This is a genomic window from Plantibacter cousiniae (nom. nud.), from assembly GCF_977070315.1.
The window spans coordinates 480,186-495,541 of the sequence record NZ_CDRVEU010000003.1 but is presented as its reverse complement, the minus strand read 5'-3'; the positions used below and the strand labels follow the sequence as shown (position 1 = coordinate 495,541).

Below are 15,356 nucleotides of genomic sequence, written 5' to 3'. Positions count from 1 at the left end.
GGTGTCACATGTCGCATCAATCTGATTTGATCAGCGAGGACATCCTCGCCTACCTGGGCCAGCACGAACGCAAGGAAATGCTGCGCTTTCTTACCTGTGGCAACGTCGATGACGGCAAGAGCACGCTGATCGGGCGTTTGCTGCACGACTCCAAGATGATCTACGAAGATCACCTGGAAGCCATCACCCGTGACTCGAAGAAGTCCGGCACCACCGGCGATGACGTCGATCTGGCGTTGCTGGTGGATGGTCTGCAGGCCGAGCGGGAGCAGGGCATCACTATCGATGTCGCCTATCGCTATTTCTCCACGGCCAAGCGCAAGTTCATCATTGCCGATACGCCGGGCCATGAGCAGTACACTCGCAACATGGCGACTGGCGCTTCGACCTGTGACCTGGCCATCATTCTGGTGGACGCGCGCTATGGCGTGCAGACCCAGACCCGTCGTCACAGCTACATCGCTTCGCTGCTGGGCATCAAGCACATCGTCGTCGCCATCAACAAGATGGACCTCAATGGCTTTGATGAGGGCGTGTTCGAGTCGATCAAGGCCGATTACCTGAAGTTCGCCGAGGGTATCGCGTTCAAGCCGACCACCATGGCTTTTGTGCCGATGTCGGCGCTCAAGGGCGACAACGTGGTGAACAAGAGCGAGCGTTCGCCGTGGTACACCGGCCAGTCGTTGATGGAAATTCTCGAAACGGTCGAAATCGCCAGCGACCGCAACTATGCGGACCTGCGTTTCCCGGTGCAGTACGTCAACCGTCCGAACCTGAACTTCCGTGGCTTCGCCGGTACGCTGGCCAGCGGCATCGTGCACAAGGGCGACGAGATCGTCGTGCTGCCATCGGGCAAGAGCAGCCGTGTGAAGTCCATCGTCACCTTTGAAGGTGAGCTGGAGCAGGCCGGGCCGGGCCAGGCAGTGACGCTGACCATGGAAGACGAGATCGACATTTCCCGTGGTGACCTGCTGGTGCATGCCGACAACGTTCCGCAGGTCAGCGATGCGTTTGAGGCCATGCTGGTGTGGATGGCCGAAGAGCCGATGCTGCCGGGCAAGAAGTACGACATCAAGCGCGCCACCAGTTATGTGCCGGGCTCCATTGCCAGCATCACCCACCGGGTCGATGTGAATACGCTGGAGGAGGGCCCTGCCAGCTCGTTGCAACTGAACGAGATCGGCCGGGTCAAGGTCAGCCTCGATGCGCCCATCGCGCTGGACGGCTACAGCAGCAACCGCACCACGGGTTCGTTCATCGTCATCGATCGTTTGACCAATGGCACCGTTGCGGCGGGCATGATCATCGCCAAGCCGGTTTCAGGTGGCGGCTCGCAGCACCATGGCGAACTGGCCCACGTCTCCACAGAGGAGCGCGCGCAGCGCTTCGGTCAGCAACCGGCCACCGTGTTGTTCAGCGGCCTGTCCGGCGCGGGCAAAAGCACGCTGGCCTATGCGGTCGAGCGCAAGCTGTTCGACATGGGCCGTGCGGTCTATGTACTGGACGGTCAGAACCTGCGTCATGACCTGAACAAGGGCTTGCCACAGGATCGTGCCGGTCGTACCGAGAACTGGAGCCGTGCTGCTCATGTGGCGCGTCAGTTCAACGAAGCCGGCCTGCTGACTCTGGCCGCATTCGTTGCCCCGGACGCCGAAGGGCGTGAGCGCGCCAAGGCGCTGATCGGCAAGGATCGTCTGCTCACGGTCTATGTGCAGGCATCGCCAGCGGTCTGCCGCGAGCGTGATCCACAGGGCCTGTATGCCGCTGATGGCGACAACATTCCTGGCGAGTCCTTCCCGTATGACGTGCCGCTGAATGCCGATCTGGTGATCGACACGCAGACACTCAACGTCGAAGAAAGCGTCAGGCAGGTGCTGGATCTGCTGCGCAGCCGCGGCGCGATCTGATTCATAGCCTCTAGCAGGGGGCTTACATCCGCAAGGGATTGCAGTTTCGATCCCACAAAAAAGCCCGCCGCAGATGCTCTCTGCGGCGGGCTTTTTGTGTGGCTGCGAAAGCTTACTTCTTCAAGCCGTAATGCTCGTCCAGCATGCCCGGTGTGTTGGGCGACTTGGGGGCGTAATCCTTGGGCGTTTCAGTGTCGCGTGGCGGGGTCAGGCGGTCGCGATGATCGCGGTGCGCATGATTGGCCTCAGGGTGCAGGGCGGCCAGCAGGCGTTGGCGGGTCAGCTCGTCGAGAGCCAGGCGGTTGGCGCCCTCGGCAAGGTGTTCCTGAACATCCTGATAGCTCTGTGAAAGCTTTTGTACCAGATTGGCCGTGCTGTTGAAGTGCGTGACTACCTCGTTCTGATAGGTGTCGAAACGCTCCTGAATGTCATCCAGCTGGCGCTGGGTGCTGTTCGGAACGGTGTTGGGCAGCAGGCGTGCCACCAGAAAACCAATGACGACACCGGCCACCAGGGCGAGCGTCGGCAACAACCAGACTAAGAGCGAGTGTTCCACGAGTCCTTCCTCTATAAACGGCTTTGCTTTACGTTAACGGCTCGAACCTGCGCTGTATACCCGCGACGTATCGTTGATATGCATGCCGCAGACAATCAGCTAGACGAGTCGACCCATTTCGAGGTCACGGAGTTCTGTTTTGCTCATGCGTGAAACCCCATTATTTATCGATGGCCCTGAGGGCCAGCTCGAAGCGCTGTATCAGGACGTCCCCGACGCCCGAGGTGTTGCACTGATCTGCCATCCTAACCCGATACAGGGCGGAACGATGCTCAATAAAGTCGTTTCGACGTTGCAGCGCACCGCTCGCGATCAGGGTTTGATCACATTGCGCTTCAATTATCGCGGCGTCGGCGCCAGTGCCGGTACGTCGGTTGCCGGGCCGGGCGAGATTGATGATGCCCAGGCTGCCGCCCGATGGCTGCGGGCGCAACATCCGGATCTGCCGATGACCCTGTTCGGATTTTCCTTTGGCGGCTACGTTGCTGCAAACCTGGGTGGCAGGCTGGAAGCGCAGGGTGAAAAGCTCACGCACGTGTTTCTGGTTGCTGCTGCGGCTTCGCGGCTCGAGGATCAGAGCGTGCTGCCCCAGGCTTGCCCGCTGACGATCATTCAGCCCGAGAACGACGAAGTGATCGAGCCCGAGACCGTCTATGCATGGTCCGCCGCGTTGCAACGTCCCCATGAGCTGCTGAAAGTGGCAGAATGCGGACACTTTTTTCACGGCAAGCTGACTGATCTGAAAGATCTGCTCCTGCCGCGACTTTCCAGCTGATTGCAGCCGTATTGCATCCTATTGATAAGCGACCTGCCATGACCACTCGTATCCTGACCGGTATCACGACCACCGGCACTCCCCATCTGGGCAACTACGCGGGCGCCATTCGCCCGGCCATTGTCGCCAGCCGTCAGAGCGATTTCGACTCGTTCTACTTTCTGGCCGACTACCACGCGCTGATCAAATGCGATGACCCGCTGCGCATTCAGCGCTCGCGTCTGGAAATCGCCGCGACCTGGCTGGCAGCGGGGCTGGACGTTGATCGTGTGACCTTCTATCGCCAGTCGGACATTCCTGAAATCCCGGAACTGACCTGGCTGCTCACCTGCGTCGCGGCCAAGGGCCTGCTCAATCGCGCCCACGCCTACAAGGCGTCGGTGGACAAGAACGTGGAAAGTGGCGAAGACCCGGATGCAGGCATCACCATGGGGCTGTACAGCTACCCGGTGCTGATGGCTGCCGACATCCTGATGTTCAATGCGCATCAGGTTCCGGTAGGGCGTGATCAGATTCAGCACGTTGAAATGGCCCGTGACATCGGCCAGCGTTTCAATCACCTGTTCGGCAATGGCAAGGAGTTCTTCGTCATGCCCGAGGCATTGATCGAAGAGAGCGTAGCCACGCTGCCAGGCCTGGACGGTCGCAAGATGTCCAAGAGTTACGACAACACCATCCCGTTGTTCAGCGGTGCCAAGGACATGAAAAGCGCGATATCGCGCATCGTCACCGACTCGCGTGCGCCGGGCGAAGCGAAAGACCCGGACACCTCCCACCTGTTTACTCTGTACCAGGCGTTCTCGACGGCCGAGCAGTGCGCTGAATTCCGCTCTGACCTGTTGCAGGGCCTGGGCTGGGGCGAAGCCAAGAATCGTCTGTTCACGTTGCTGGATGCACAACTGAGCGAACCCCGTGAAAAGTATCTGGGGCTGATCGAGCGTCCTGCCGATCTCGAAGACATCCTGCTCGCTGGCGCGCAGAAAGCCCGTCGCGTCGCCACTCCGTTCCTCGAGCAATTGCGCGAGGCGGTGGGCCTGCGGTCGTTCCGTACCGTGGTGCAGAACGCCGACACCGGCAAGAAAAAGGCCAGCAAGGGCGCTCGTTTCGTCAGCTTCCGTGAAGACGACGGCAGCTTCCGTTTCCGCCTGCTGGCAGCCGATGGCGAGCAGTTGCTGTTGTCGCGCAACTTTGCCGATGGCAAGGCTGCAGGCGTGGTCAGCAAGCAGTTGCAGCAGGGCGGCGAACTGGACCTGCGCAGCGAAGACGATCGCTTCACGCTGTGGCTGGACGGCGCCTGTGTGGCGGACAGTCCGGTATTCGCCGATGCTGCCGCGCGCGACAGTGCCATCGAAACTCTCAAGCTGGCGCTCGCTCCTCAACAGGACTGATTGCCAATCCCCGGGGTCGTCGCTACAGTGACGACCCGTTTTTGTTGCCTTGCTAACGAATTATGACGCCCCTAGAACGATATCAAGCTGATCTGAAACGCCCGGACTTCTTTCACGATGCCGCGCAGGAAAACGCTGTGCGTCATCTGCAGCGCCTGTACGACGATCTGATCGCCGCTCACGACAGCAAGCCTGGCCTGCTCGGCAAACTGTTCGGCAAGAAAGAGCAGGCGCTGGTCAAGGGGCTGTACTTCTGGGGTGGCGTAGGCCGCGGCAAGACGTATCTGGTCGATACGTTCTTCGACGCACTGCCGTTCCAGGACAAGGTCCGTACGCACTTCCACCGCTTCATGAAGCGCGTGCACGAAGAGATGAAGACCCTCAAGGGCGAGAAAAACCCGCTGACGATCATCGCCAGGCGGTTTTCCGACGAGGCGCGGGTCATCTGCTTCGACGAGTTTTTCGTCTCCGATATCACCGATGCCATGATCCTCGGCACGCTGATGGAAGAGCTGTTCAAGAACGGCGTGACGCTGGTGGCTACGTCCAACATCGTCCCGGACGGCCTGTACAAGGACGGCCTGCAGCGGGCGCGTTTCCTGCCGGCCATCGCGCTGATCAAGCAGAACACCGACATCGTCAACGTCGACAGTGGCGTCGATTACCGTCTGCGCCACCTGGAGCAGGCCGAACTGTTTCACTTTCCGCTTAACGAAGTTGCACAGGAAAGCCTGCGTAAAAGCTTCAAGGCCCTGACGCCGGATTGCGCAGAAACCATCGAAAACGATGTGTTGATGATCGAAAATCGCGAGATCCGCGCGCTGCGCACCTGTGATGATGTGGCCTGGTTCGACTTCCGCGAGTTGTGCGACGGCCCGCGCAGTCAGAACGATTACATCGAGCTGGGCAAGATCTTCCATGCCGTGCTGATCAGCGGCGTCGAGCAGATGGACGTTGCTACTGACGACATCGCCCGGCGCTTTATCAACATGGTCGACGAGTTCTACGATCGCAACGTCAAGCTGATCATCTCGGCCGAGGTTGAATTGAAGGACCTGTACACCGGCGGCCGGTTGATGTTCGAGTTCCAGCGTACCCTCAGCCGCCTGCTGGAAATGCAATCCCACGAATTCCTCTCGCGGGCGCACAAGCCTTAGCAGTTGCGGCGAGCTTCAGGCGACAGGCCTGAAGCTCGATCACGCTGCGCCTTGCACCTCAAAGCCTCTCTTTATGGCCTTCGAACTGTTGCCGGTACTGATTGGGTGACAGCTCGGTGTGCTGGCGGAACAATCGGGCAAAGAAGCTGGCGTCGTCGTAGCCCACTTCATAGCTGATGGTCTTGATGCTCTTGCGCGTCCCAGAGAGCAATCCCTTTGCCGTTTCGATCCGCAGTCGTTGCAGGTAATGCAGTGGCTTGTCGCCCGTGGCGGTCTGAAAGCGGCGCATGAAATTGCGAATGCTCATGCCATGCTCGCGGGCCACGTCTTCAAAGCGGAACTTGTCGGCAAAGTGCTCTTCCAGCCAGTGCTGAATTTGCAGGATGACCACGTCCTGATGAAGCTTCTGACCGCCAAAACCGATTCGCCCCGGCGAGTAGGTGCGACGCACTTCATAGAGGATGTCGCGGGCGACGGCCTGGGCGACATTGGCGCCGCAGAAGCGCTCGATCAGATAAATATACAGATCGCAGGCTGAGGTCGTGCCGCCCGCGCAATACACGTTGTCGGCGTCGGTGAGGTGCTTCTCCTGATTGAGCAGGACCTTTGGATAGCGCTCGGCAAATGCGCTGAAAAAACGCCAGTAGGTCGTCGCTTCCTTGCCGTCCAGCAAACCTGCTTCGGCAAGCCAGTAGACACCGGTGGCTTCGGCGCAGAGTACGGCGCCGTTGGCGTGCTGTTCGCGCAACCACGGCAGGATCTGTGGATAACGCTGACAGAGGGTTTCAAAATCGTCCCAGAAGGCCGGGATGACGATAATGTCGCTCTGGCACAGCGCGCCGTCGACCGGCAGGGTGACATCGCTGAAGCTGCTGACAGGCAGCCCGTCGGGGCTGACCAGGCGCGTTTCGAAGGCGGGCACCAGGCCGTGGCCCAGTTGCTTGCTGTAGCGCAGGCTCGCCAGGTGGAAGAAGTCCTTGGCCTGCATGACAGTGGAGGCAAACATCTTGTCCGTGGTCAGAATACTTACGCGGCGCAGAAGAGTGGCGTGTCGGATCGGCATAATCGTTATTCTTATATGGGTAAATGGTCAAGCTACGGCTGGATCGTCTTATTTTTTCCCAAAACTGTCCAGTCTCGTTACGTGGAGCCCCTTGGCAGGGCACCCATGATGGCTTTGTGCTAAGAGGGTCAATATCCGCCAATCCACGCCTCGCAGGCAATAAACAGAATGTGAACAAAAAATCCGGTTGAGGTTATTTTTACAGTCTGTATAATCCGCCAGCTCTTTGCAGTGGAAGTGATGCGCCGTCTGCCGAAGAATCTTGCCGTATAACGGACGCGCTGACCCGAGCCCCCGATAGCGTCTGTTTCCGGCTGCCTTTGACTTGTCAAAGTACGCACTATTCAGTAAGATCCGCCGTCTAATTTTCAGGGCGGCCCCTGAGGCTATAAAGAATGAAAACTTTTACTGCTAAACCGGAAACAGTTAAGCGCGACTGGTTCGTCGTCGACGCTGCTGGTCAGACCCTGGGTCGTCTGGCCACCGAAATCGCGAGCCGTCTGCGTGGCAAGCACAAACCGGAATACACTCCGCACGTTGATACCGGCGACTACATCGTCGTGATCAATGCCGAGCAGATCCGCGTTACTGGTGCCAAGACCACCGACAAGATCTACTACTCACACTCCGGTTTTCCGGGCGGGATCAAGTCGATCAACTTCGAAAAGCTGATCGCCAAAGCTCCTGAGCGCGTGATCGAGACCGCGGTCAAAGGCATGCTGCCTAAGAACCCGCTGGGTCGCGACATGTATCGTAAGCTGAAAGTCTATGCGGGCGCTGTACACCCTCATACTGCTCAGCAGCCCCAAGAACTGAAGTTTTAACGGAATAGTTCATTATGTCGGCGACTCAAAATTACGGCACTGGCCGTCGCAAGACCGCAACCGCTCGCGTTTTCCTGCGTCCGGGTACTGGTAACATCTCGATCAACAACCGCTCCCTGGACAATTTCTTCGGCCGCGAAACTGCCCGCATGGTAGTTCGTCAGCCGCTGGAACTGACCGAGACCGTTGAAAAGTTCGACATCTACGTCACCGTTATCGGTGGCGGCGTAAGTGGTCAGGCTGGCGCAATCCGCCACGGTATCACTCGCGCTCTGATGCAGTACGACGAGACACTTCGCGGTGCTCTGCGTAAAGCAGGCTTCGTGACTCGCGATGCTCGTGAAGTTGAACGTAAGAAAGTCGGTCTGCGTAAAGCGCGTAAGCGTCCGCAGTACTCGAAGCGTTAATACGCTCTTCGTTCAAAGAAAGAACGTCCATCCCCTCGCGGGGCTGGGCGTTTTTTTATGGGCGTGATTTTTACGGTCATGATGTTTTTGCGTTGCTCGTTTTACGTCGATATTGTGAAATTTATCCGCCTGTCGACGAAGATTACGGAATTTACATCGCGTAAATGAGCTATCTTGTGGCCCGCGACGAACGCCTGTCATGTTGTGTTCATTATCGGATGCGCCCTTGAAGCGCGTTCGTTCGTCTGTCCAATAAATTTTAACAAGCGAGGAGGATCGCCATGGGCGTGACCAACCGGTTGGCCTGCTACTCCGACCCCGCCGACCACTATTCTCATCGCGTACGCATTGTGCTAGCCGAGAAGGGTGTCAGCGCCGAAATCATTGAAGTGGTGGCAGGTCGTCATCCGCCGCAGCTGATTGAAGTAAATCCATACGGCAGCGTGCCGACCCTCGTCGATCGTGACCTGGCGTTGTACGAGTCGACCGTGGTGATGGAGTATCTGGATGAGCGCTATCCACATCCGCCTCTGCTGCCTGTCTATCCGGTTGCCCGTGCCAACAGTCGTTTGCTGATCCATCGTATCCAGAGAGACTGGTGTGGCCTTGTCGACCTGATTCTGGATACGCGCAGCAAAGAGCCTGCTCGTGTTCAGGCGCGCAAGGAGCTCCGCGAGAGTCTGGCCGGGGTTTCTCCGTTGTTCGCGGAAAAAGCTTTTTTCATGAGCGACGAGCTAAGTCTTGTTGACTGCTGTCTACTCCCCATACTCTGGCGTTTGCCAATTTTGGGTATTGAATTGCCGCGGCCTGCCAAGCCGCTGCTTGATTACATGGAGCGCCAATTTGCGCGTGAGGCTTTTCAGGCGAGTCTGTCTGCTGCCGAACGTGAAATGCGCTAAGGCTTAAGGAGCCGTTAATGAACTCCAGTCGCCCTTATCTTGTTCGTGCTCTTTACGAGTGGATCGTCGATAACGATTGCACCCCGCATGTGCTGGTCAATGCGGATTACCCGTCGGTGCAGGTCCCGCAAGGGTTTGCCAATGACGGGCAGATTGTCCTGAATGTTTCGCCGAGTGCCGTGCGTCATCTGCATATGGATAACGAAGCGGTGAGCTTCGAAGGCCGCTTCGGCGGTGTGCCGCACACGCTTTATGTACCTGTCGCTGCCATCCTGGGTATTTATGCCCGCGAGAACGGTCAGGGCATGGTTTTCGATCTGGAGCCCTCCATGGAAGAGGGCGAAGAAATCGAGATCGAGATCGAAGACGATACACCTCCGCCAGACAGCGAACCGCCTCGTCCGAGTGGCAGGCCAAGTCTGAAGGTCGTGAAGTAAAAACCGGCAATAAAAAAGGCGATCTTCGGATCGCCTTTTTCATGCCTGTCGGTTACCCGTCAGTCGATGTACTCGAAGAGTTTGACGATCTTCTGCACGCCGGAGACGCCCTGTACCAGGTTGGTGGCGCGATTGGCTTCGTCCTGGGTTACCAGGCCCAGCAGGAAGACGATGCCGTTCTCGGTCACCACCTTGATGCGCGAGCCGGGAATGGATGCGTCAGCGATCATCTGGCTTTTGATCTTGGTGGTCAGCCAGGCATCATTGTTGCGCGCCAGCAGCGAGGAGGGTGCCATCACCTGCAGTTCGTTGTTGACCTTCTTGACGCGCTGAACGGCGCTGGCGGCCTGTTCGGCCATTGCCTTGAGGTCGGCACGCGGTGTCTGGCCAGCCAGCAGCACGATGCCGTTGAAGCTGGTCACGACGATGTGCGAGCCCTCTGCCAGGTCAGGGTTGGCCTTGGAGATGTTGACGGCTGCCTTGGTCTCGATCAGTGAATCGTCGATCTTGCTGCCGAAGGTGCGCGTGCCGCGATCGTCTTCGATCGGTTTTTCGCGAGTGGCCGTGATCACCGAACTGCATCCGGTGATGCTGAGGCACAGTATCAGAACCAGTAGGCTGAGACGATTAGGGGTCATTCTTCACTCCCGAACAGTTGGCTGTCGATCAGATCGCAAAGGCAATGGATCGCCAGCAGATGGACTTCTTGTATGCGTGCCGTGACATTGGCGGGTACGCGGATCTCCACATCCTCGGGCAATAGCAGCGAGGCCATGCCGCCACCGTCGCGTCCTGTCAATGCTACGACAATCATTTCGCGATCATGTGCGGCCTGGATGGCTTGAATAATATTCGCCGAGTTGCCGCTGGTGGAAATGGCCAGCAACACATCGCCTGGCTGACCCAGCGCGCGAATCTGTTTGGAGAAGATTTCGTTGTAGCTGTAATCGTTGGCGATCGAGGTGATCGTCGAGCTGTCGGTGGTCAGTGCAATCGCTGGCAGGCTCGGCCGCTCGCGCTCGAAGCGGTTGAGCAGTTCCGAGGAGAAGTGCTGTGCATCGCCCGCTGAACCGCCATTGCCGCACGCGAGCATCTTGCCCTCGTTGAGCAGGGCATTGACCATGACCTGACTGGCTTGCTCGATAAAGGGTGCAAGGACTTCCATCGCCTGTTGCTTGGTTTCGATGCTGGCCTGGAACAGCCGGCGAATTCGGGATTGCATGTCCATCAATGTGACCTTAATTAGAGCGTACGGCGGCGGGACGGATGCGCCGGGTTCTCCCGGGAGCTATCCGGCACACAAGGTGTGCAGCCGGCAAAACAAATAGCGAAATCGGTGACGGTTAGTAGTGTGTTGCAGGTCCTGACTCAAGTCGGATTGCTGCTTCACTGCGCCAGGTCAGCTGTCAAAAGCGCTCTTGATCCAGTTCAGTGGTGCGGCCTTGCCGGGCTCGCCTTCAATGGCGATCACGTCGAAACGGCAGGGGTGATTGGCCCAGGCCGTTGCGTGCTGCAGAAAAAGCTGTGCGGCTGTGACGAGTTTCTCCTGCTTGCGAAAATCGACGCTTTCCATGGCGCCGCCCCAGCCTGAGTGGCGCCGGTAGCGAACTTCGACGAATACTACTGTATCGCCGTCAAGCATGACTAGATCAAGCTCGCCGCGTTTGCATAACCAGTTTTGTTCAATCAGGCGCAGGCCCTGCTGTTGCAAAAACTGCAGGGCGAAGGCTTCGGCCTCGCGCCCTGCTTGCTGGCGGGTGCTGCGTTCCATCAAGGAGCGGTGTCCGGCAGGCGCTGGATCTTGCCGTCGACGAACTCGGCCCATGGCAGCTGGCGTTCGACGCGGCGGCCAGGGTTCAGGCTGAGGCTACCGGACAGCCCGTCAATGCGGCTGTCAGGCATCGCCTTGAGTTGAGCGAGGCGCGGCGCCAGGCGATACGCGTCGATACCCATCGCATACAGACGACCCAGGCTGCCTGCAGCCTGTGGCCATTGTGCGGTGACCTGCTGGCGCAGCGGGTCTTCGGCGTTCAGCAGCCATGGCGTTTCGCAGAAGCGCACGCCATTCAGGTCCATGTATTGGGCGTGATCGTTGCTGTTGGTGAACAGGTGCGAAGTGGCATAGACCGGAACGTCACCGGCGTACTGGAAGACCATGGTGGGTTTGATCTGTTGTGCTTGTTGTGGCGTCGCGGCGAGCAACATGAAGTCGATGTCCTGGCGACGGCTCGGCTGAGCTGCGATCTGAGTGCCGGCCGTGCTTTGCAGGCGCTGAGCGCGGCCTTCGCTATTGCGCAGCTGGAACAGGTCGGCGACCTGCTGTGCCAGTTCTACCGGCTGATCAACGTGCTCTGCAGCGATCAGCGTACCGCCCTTGGCTTGCCAGCTCTTGCGGAAGGCATCCAGCACGCGGTCGCCCCACTCACCTTTCGGAACCATCGCCACGGCGCTGCGCTTGCCGTCCGCCCAGGCACGACGAGCAACCTCGCGGGCTTCGTCTTCTGCGGCCAGGCCGAACTGATACAGCTGCGCCGGGCCTTCATTGCTGGTATCGCTGTAGTTCAGCGCCAGTGTAGTAATAGGCAACTGCTGACGGCTGTTCAGTTGTTTGACGAGATTCTTTTCCAGCGGACCGACGACCAGTTGCACACCAGCGGCCTGAGCCTGACGGTAGAACTCGTCCATCGAGGTGATTCGCGAGCTGTCGAAGACCTGAATGGCCGGAGGATTCTCACCTGCTTGCTGAGCCTGGAAGTGCGCGGCCATGAAGCCTTCGCGCAGCGCCTTGGCGACTGCGGCCAATTGGCCATCCTGCGGCAGCAGCAGGGCAATTTTGGTAATCGGCTCGCTGGTCAGTGCACGCAGCTGCGCGAGAGCGGTTGGCAGTTGCAGTGCAGCAGGGTGTTTCGGATTCTGCGCTTTCCAGCTGTCGATGGCAGCCTGTTGCTGCTCAAGCGTGCCTGCGCCCTTGATCGAGCGAGCCAGGTTCAGCCAGCCGCCCATATCGTCGGTCGCTGTGCTCTGCAGTTGCTCGGCAGGCAGGGCAGAGACCAGTGTCCAGATCGCGTCATTGTTGGCGCTGGCGTCTGCGCCTTGCAGCAACGGGCCGGCATAAACACGTTCATTGGCGGCTGCGAGCGCCTGGCCATCGGCTTCAAGAGCGCGTGCCTTGACCATGTGCGTGCGAATCTGCTGCTCGACCGACAGCTCGCCCAGGCGCTGCATGCTTGGATGATTCAGGGCGGTCAGCGCTGCCTTGGGTTGATTACGGCCCATCGCCAGTTCGGCGGACAGTGTGCTGGCGAAAACCTGCAAGCCGGGCTTGAGTTGATCGATTTGCACCTGTCCGAGGATTTGCGCGGCGCGTCCTGCGTCATTCTGACGGCTGGCCAGATCGGCCGCACTCAAGCGCAGCGTTGCGGCCTGCTCGGGGGTTTTGGCGCTGGCGGCCTGCTCGAGCAGTTGCTCTATGCTGGCATCAGGGGTTCGAGGCAGCTCGCCAAGGCTGGACGAGGGCGAGCTGGCACAGGCTGCAAGGAGGGCAGCGAGGCAGAGGGCAGAGAGCAGCCGCAGACAAGCGATCATTGGTATGTTCCTGAAACTCGAGCGAATTAACGGGGGATTGTACCCAAGCGCTGGCCGGGGTGCGATGTCGAAGGTATTTAAAGCCGTGATATCAGTCGCGTTAAGGTCATCTGGCGGCCAAATCGTTCAATTGGAGAGGTGCGCCGCGTTTCTTGCTCGGGTCTGAACATGTTTTCATTCCTTTTTTGTCGGCATCCTGACGCGCGAACCGTTCCGCCGCGCCGCAGCCTGTACAATGCAGTTTTTCCAAGCACCTGTTATAACCTGCGAGGTTTGCGTTTTGACTGTTCCGGTTGTTTCGAATTCCACTCCGGGTTCGCTTTATGTAGTGGCGACTCCCATCGGCAATCTGGACGACATGAGTGTGCGAGCCTTGAAGGTGTTGCGTGAGGTCGCGCTTATCGCAGCTGAAGACACGCGCCATTCCGCACGGCTGATGCAGCACTTCGGCATCTCGACTCCATTGGCAGCCTGTCACGAACATAACGAACGTGATGAGGGTAGTCGCTTCATTACACGTCTGCTGGCCGGTGATGACGTTGCGCTGATTTCCGATGCCGGCACGCCATTGATCTCCGACCCCGGTTATCACCTGGTGCGTCAGGCGCGTGCCGCAGGTGTTCAGGTTGTACCGGTGCCGGGCGCGTGTGCCTTGATTGCGGCTCTGTCTGCGGCCGGGCTGCCATCGGATCGATTCATTTTCGAAGGTTTTCTTCCGGCCAAGGCTGCGGGTCGCAAGGCCAGGCTCGAGCGTGTCAGGGAAGAGCCACGCACGCTGATCTACTATGAAGCGCCGCACCGCATCCTGGAGTGCCTGCAGGATATGGAGCTGGTCTTCGGTGCTGACCGTCAGGCCTTGCTGGCGCGTGAAATAACCAAAACTTTCGAAACCCTCAAGGGTCTGCCTTTGGGTGAGCTGCGTGCATTCGTCGAATCGGACAGTAATCAGCAGCGCGGAGAATGCGTGGTGCTGGTGGCTGGCTGGACGCCGCCGGATGACGAAGATGTCATTGGTGAAGAGGCTCGTCGGGTGCTGGATCTGCTGCTTGCAGAGATGCCGCTCAAGCGCGCCGCAGCGCTGGCAGCCGAGATAACCGGCGTGCGCAAGAACCTGCTGTATCAGGTGGCGCTGGAGAAACAGAAGGAGTAACGGTCTGCTTTTGAAGGGGGTAAGCGAGCCACACAATGCTATTAAAGCTTGTTCTTGATGGCGTGTGCCGCTAACCTTGTCGGCGGAGAGTCGATTGGACAGTCGCTGCCTCTTGTTGTTCCGCAACAAGGGGGGGAGGAAAGTCCGGGCTCCATAGGGCGGAGTGCCAGGTAACGCCTGGGAGGCGCGAGCCTACGGAAAGTGCCACAGAAAATAACCGCCTAAGCGCTTCGGTGCCGGTAAGGGTGAAAAGGTGCGGTAAGAGCGCACCGCACGTCTGGTAACAGTTCGTGGCAAGGTAAACCCCACTCGGAGCAAGACCAAATAGGGTTCCTAGGCGTGGCCCGCGCTGGAACCGGGTAGGTTGCTAAAGGCGTCCAGTGATGGCCGTCGTAGAGGAATGACTGTTCTCGACAGAACCCGGCTTACAGATCGACTCTCCACCTTTTTTCTTCCCCTTCGTTTCACGCAGCAAAACCCCTCCGTAATACCAAAAAAAACTTACAGCTCATAAATCACATTAACTTTGAATCGCAACGATTTGAGCTGTGTGGGATTTATCCGTCAGTTCCTTCGCAAAATTACCTTTTTAGCCCCGATACCTCTCCTAAATCTCCGAAATGTAAGGGTTTTCCTTAAGACCGTGCCTTGACGGTGTGGTGGGCGCGTTCCTATAGTGTGCGCAAGTGGCAGAAAGTGGCACGAAGTGGGTTTTTTTAGCGCAAAAAGCTAATATTCGGAGAATGCGCCTGTGTTCCGTGGTGCCAATGCGATCAATCTCGATGCCAAGGGCCGTCTCGCTATGCCGAGTCGGTACCGTGACGAGTTGGATTCGCGTAGCGCCGGCCAACTTATCGTGACCATTGATGCCGTTGATCCATGCCTTTGCCTTTATCCGCTTTCCGAATGGGAGCTGATAGAAGCAAAACTTCGTGATCTGGCGACGTTTCGTGAAGAGAACCGCCGTCTGCAAAGGCTTCTGATTGGTAATGCTGTCGATCTGGAGCTCGACGGGAGTGGGCGTTTTCTGGTGCCGCCGCGCCTGCGCGAGTACGCCAGGCTGGATAAGCGCGTAATGCTGGTGGGCCAGCTCAACAAGTTTCAACTGTGGGACGAGGACGCCTGGAATGCTCTTGCTGATGCTGACCTGGCTGCCATTCAAAAACCTGGCGCGATGCCCGACGAATTACGTGATTTGATCCTGTGAC

The 15,356-nt window shown here is 58.5% G+C and carries 16 protein-coding genes and 1 other RNA gene; 11 read left to right on the top strand and 6 right to left on the bottom strand.

Annotated features, from left to right (window positions below; translation table 11 throughout):
* Window positions 1-8: 8 nt before the first annotated feature.
* On the top strand, window positions 9-1,907 hold the full coding sequence (cysN, locus tag ACW55A_RS09025) for a sulfate adenylyltransferase subunit CysN (RefSeq protein ID WP_003364069.1): 1,899 nt from the start codon (window positions 9-11) through the stop codon (window positions 1,905-1,907).
* A gap of 112 nt (window positions 1,908-2,019) precedes the next feature.
* Here the strand turns inward: cysN and ACW55A_RS09020 are convergent, their stop codons facing one another.
* A complete protein-coding gene (locus ACW55A_RS09020) occupies window positions 2,020-2,463 on the bottom strand; it encodes a Z-ring associated ZapG family protein (RefSeq protein WP_003364066.1) in 444 nt (147 codons plus the stop codon).
* Between the two features lie 145 nt (window positions 2,464-2,608).
* On the opposite strand from ACW55A_RS09020, the gene ACW55A_RS09015 reads away from it, so the two are divergent.
* From ACW55A_RS09015 to zapE, 3 genes are all read left to right on the top strand, one after another.
* A complete protein-coding gene (locus tag ACW55A_RS09015; protein WP_003364064.1) occupies window positions 2,609-3,238 on the top strand; it encodes an alpha/beta hydrolase in 630 nt (209 codons plus the stop codon).
* 38 nt (window positions 3,239-3,276) lie between these two features.
* Window positions 3,277-4,626 carry a tryptophan--tRNA ligase gene (locus tag ACW55A_RS09010; protein ID WP_054082044.1) on the top strand — a complete coding sequence of 450 codons (1,350 nt, stop codon included), beginning with the start codon at window positions 3,277-3,279 and terminating at the stop codon, window positions 4,624-4,626.
* Between the two features lie 62 nt (window positions 4,627-4,688).
* Window positions 4,689-5,783 (top strand): cell division protein ZapE, encoded by a 1,095-nt coding sequence (zapE, locus tag ACW55A_RS09005; protein ID WP_058397319.1) that lies wholly within the window; start codon window positions 4,689-4,691, stop codon window positions 5,781-5,783.
* A 58-nt stretch (window positions 5,784-5,841) separates the two neighbouring features.
* Here zapE and ACW55A_RS09000 read toward each other — a convergent pair whose 3' ends face one another.
* A complete protein-coding gene (locus ACW55A_RS09000) occupies window positions 5,842-6,846 on the bottom strand; it encodes a GlxA family transcriptional regulator (protein ID WP_060708250.1) in 1,005 nt (334 codons plus the stop codon).
* Between the two features lie 395 nt (window positions 6,847-7,241).
* Between ACW55A_RS09000 and rplM the strand changes: the two genes are divergently transcribed.
* The 4 genes from rplM to ACW55A_RS08980 all read left to right on the top strand — a co-directional run bounded on the left by rplM (window position 7,242) and on the right by ACW55A_RS08980 (window position 9,413).
* Window positions 7,242-7,670 carry a 50S ribosomal protein L13 gene (gene rplM / locus ACW55A_RS08995; protein ID WP_002555065.1) on the top strand — a complete coding sequence of 143 codons (429 nt, stop codon included), beginning with the start codon at window positions 7,242-7,244 and terminating at the stop codon, window positions 7,668-7,670.
* Between the two features lie 14 nt (window positions 7,671-7,684).
* Window positions 7,685-8,077 (top strand): 30S ribosomal protein S9, encoded by a 393-nt coding sequence (gene rpsI, locus ACW55A_RS08990; protein ID WP_002555064.1) that lies wholly within the window; start codon window positions 7,685-7,687, stop codon window positions 8,075-8,077.
* A gap of 281 nt (window positions 8,078-8,358) precedes the next feature.
* Window positions 8,359-8,976 (top strand): glutathione S-transferase N-terminal domain-containing protein, encoded by a 618-nt coding sequence (locus ACW55A_RS08985; RefSeq protein ID WP_007248965.1) that lies wholly within the window; start codon window positions 8,359-8,361, stop codon window positions 8,974-8,976.
* Between the two features lie 17 nt (window positions 8,977-8,993).
* Entirely contained in the window at window positions 8,994-9,413 is a 420-nt protein-coding gene (locus ACW55A_RS08980) for a ClpXP protease specificity-enhancing factor (RefSeq protein ID WP_003313571.1), read from the top strand.
* Between the two features lie 59 nt (window positions 9,414-9,472).
* Here ACW55A_RS08980 and ACW55A_RS08975 read toward each other — a convergent pair whose 3' ends face one another.
* The 4 genes from ACW55A_RS08975 to ACW55A_RS08960 all read right to left on the bottom strand — a co-directional run bounded on the left by ACW55A_RS08975 (window position 9,473) and on the right by ACW55A_RS08960 (window position 12,998).
* On the bottom strand, window positions 9,473-10,051 hold the full coding sequence (locus ACW55A_RS08975) for a BON domain-containing protein (protein ID WP_455808432.1): 579 nt from the start codon (window positions 10,049-10,051) through the stop codon (window positions 9,473-9,475).
* Entirely contained in the window at window positions 10,048-10,641 is a 594-nt protein-coding gene (locus tag ACW55A_RS08970; RefSeq protein WP_003418801.1) for a phosphoheptose isomerase, read from the bottom strand. Before ACW55A_RS08970 ends, ACW55A_RS08975 begins: the two co-directional genes overlap by 4 nt.
* A 171-nt stretch (window positions 10,642-10,812) precedes the next feature.
* Complete coding sequence (locus tag ACW55A_RS08965; protein WP_455808433.1) at window positions 10,813-11,184, bottom strand: YraN family protein; 372 nt, start codon at window positions 11,182-11,184, stop codon at window positions 10,813-10,815.
* The gene (locus ACW55A_RS08960; RefSeq protein WP_498810880.1) at window positions 11,184-12,998 is read right to left on the bottom strand and encodes a penicillin-binding protein activator; all 1,815 of its coding nucleotides are present in this window, start codon (window positions 12,996-12,998) and stop codon (window positions 11,184-11,186) included. Before ACW55A_RS08960 ends, ACW55A_RS08965 begins: the two co-directional genes overlap by 1 nt.
* Before the next feature lie 328 nt (window positions 12,999-13,326).
* Between ACW55A_RS08960 and rsmI the strand changes: the two genes are divergently transcribed.
* From rsmI to mraZ, 3 genes are all read left to right on the top strand, one after another.
* Window positions 13,327-14,148 (top strand): SAM-dependent methyltransferase, encoded by an 822-nt coding sequence (rsmI, locus tag ACW55A_RS08955; RefSeq protein ID WP_498810881.1) that lies wholly within the window; start codon window positions 13,327-13,329, stop codon window positions 14,146-14,148.
* 86 nt (window positions 14,149-14,234) lie between these two features.
* An RNA gene (rnpB, locus tag ACW55A_RS08950) (RNase P RNA component class A) lies at window positions 14,235-14,592 on the top strand.
* Between the two features lie 307 nt (window positions 14,593-14,899).
* The gene (gene mraZ / locus ACW55A_RS08945) at window positions 14,900-15,355 is read left to right on the top strand and encodes a division/cell wall cluster transcriptional repressor MraZ (RefSeq protein WP_002555055.1); all 456 of its coding nucleotides are present in this window, start codon (window positions 14,900-14,902) and stop codon (window positions 15,353-15,355) included.
* The last annotated feature ends 1 nt before the right edge of the window (window position 15,356 follow it).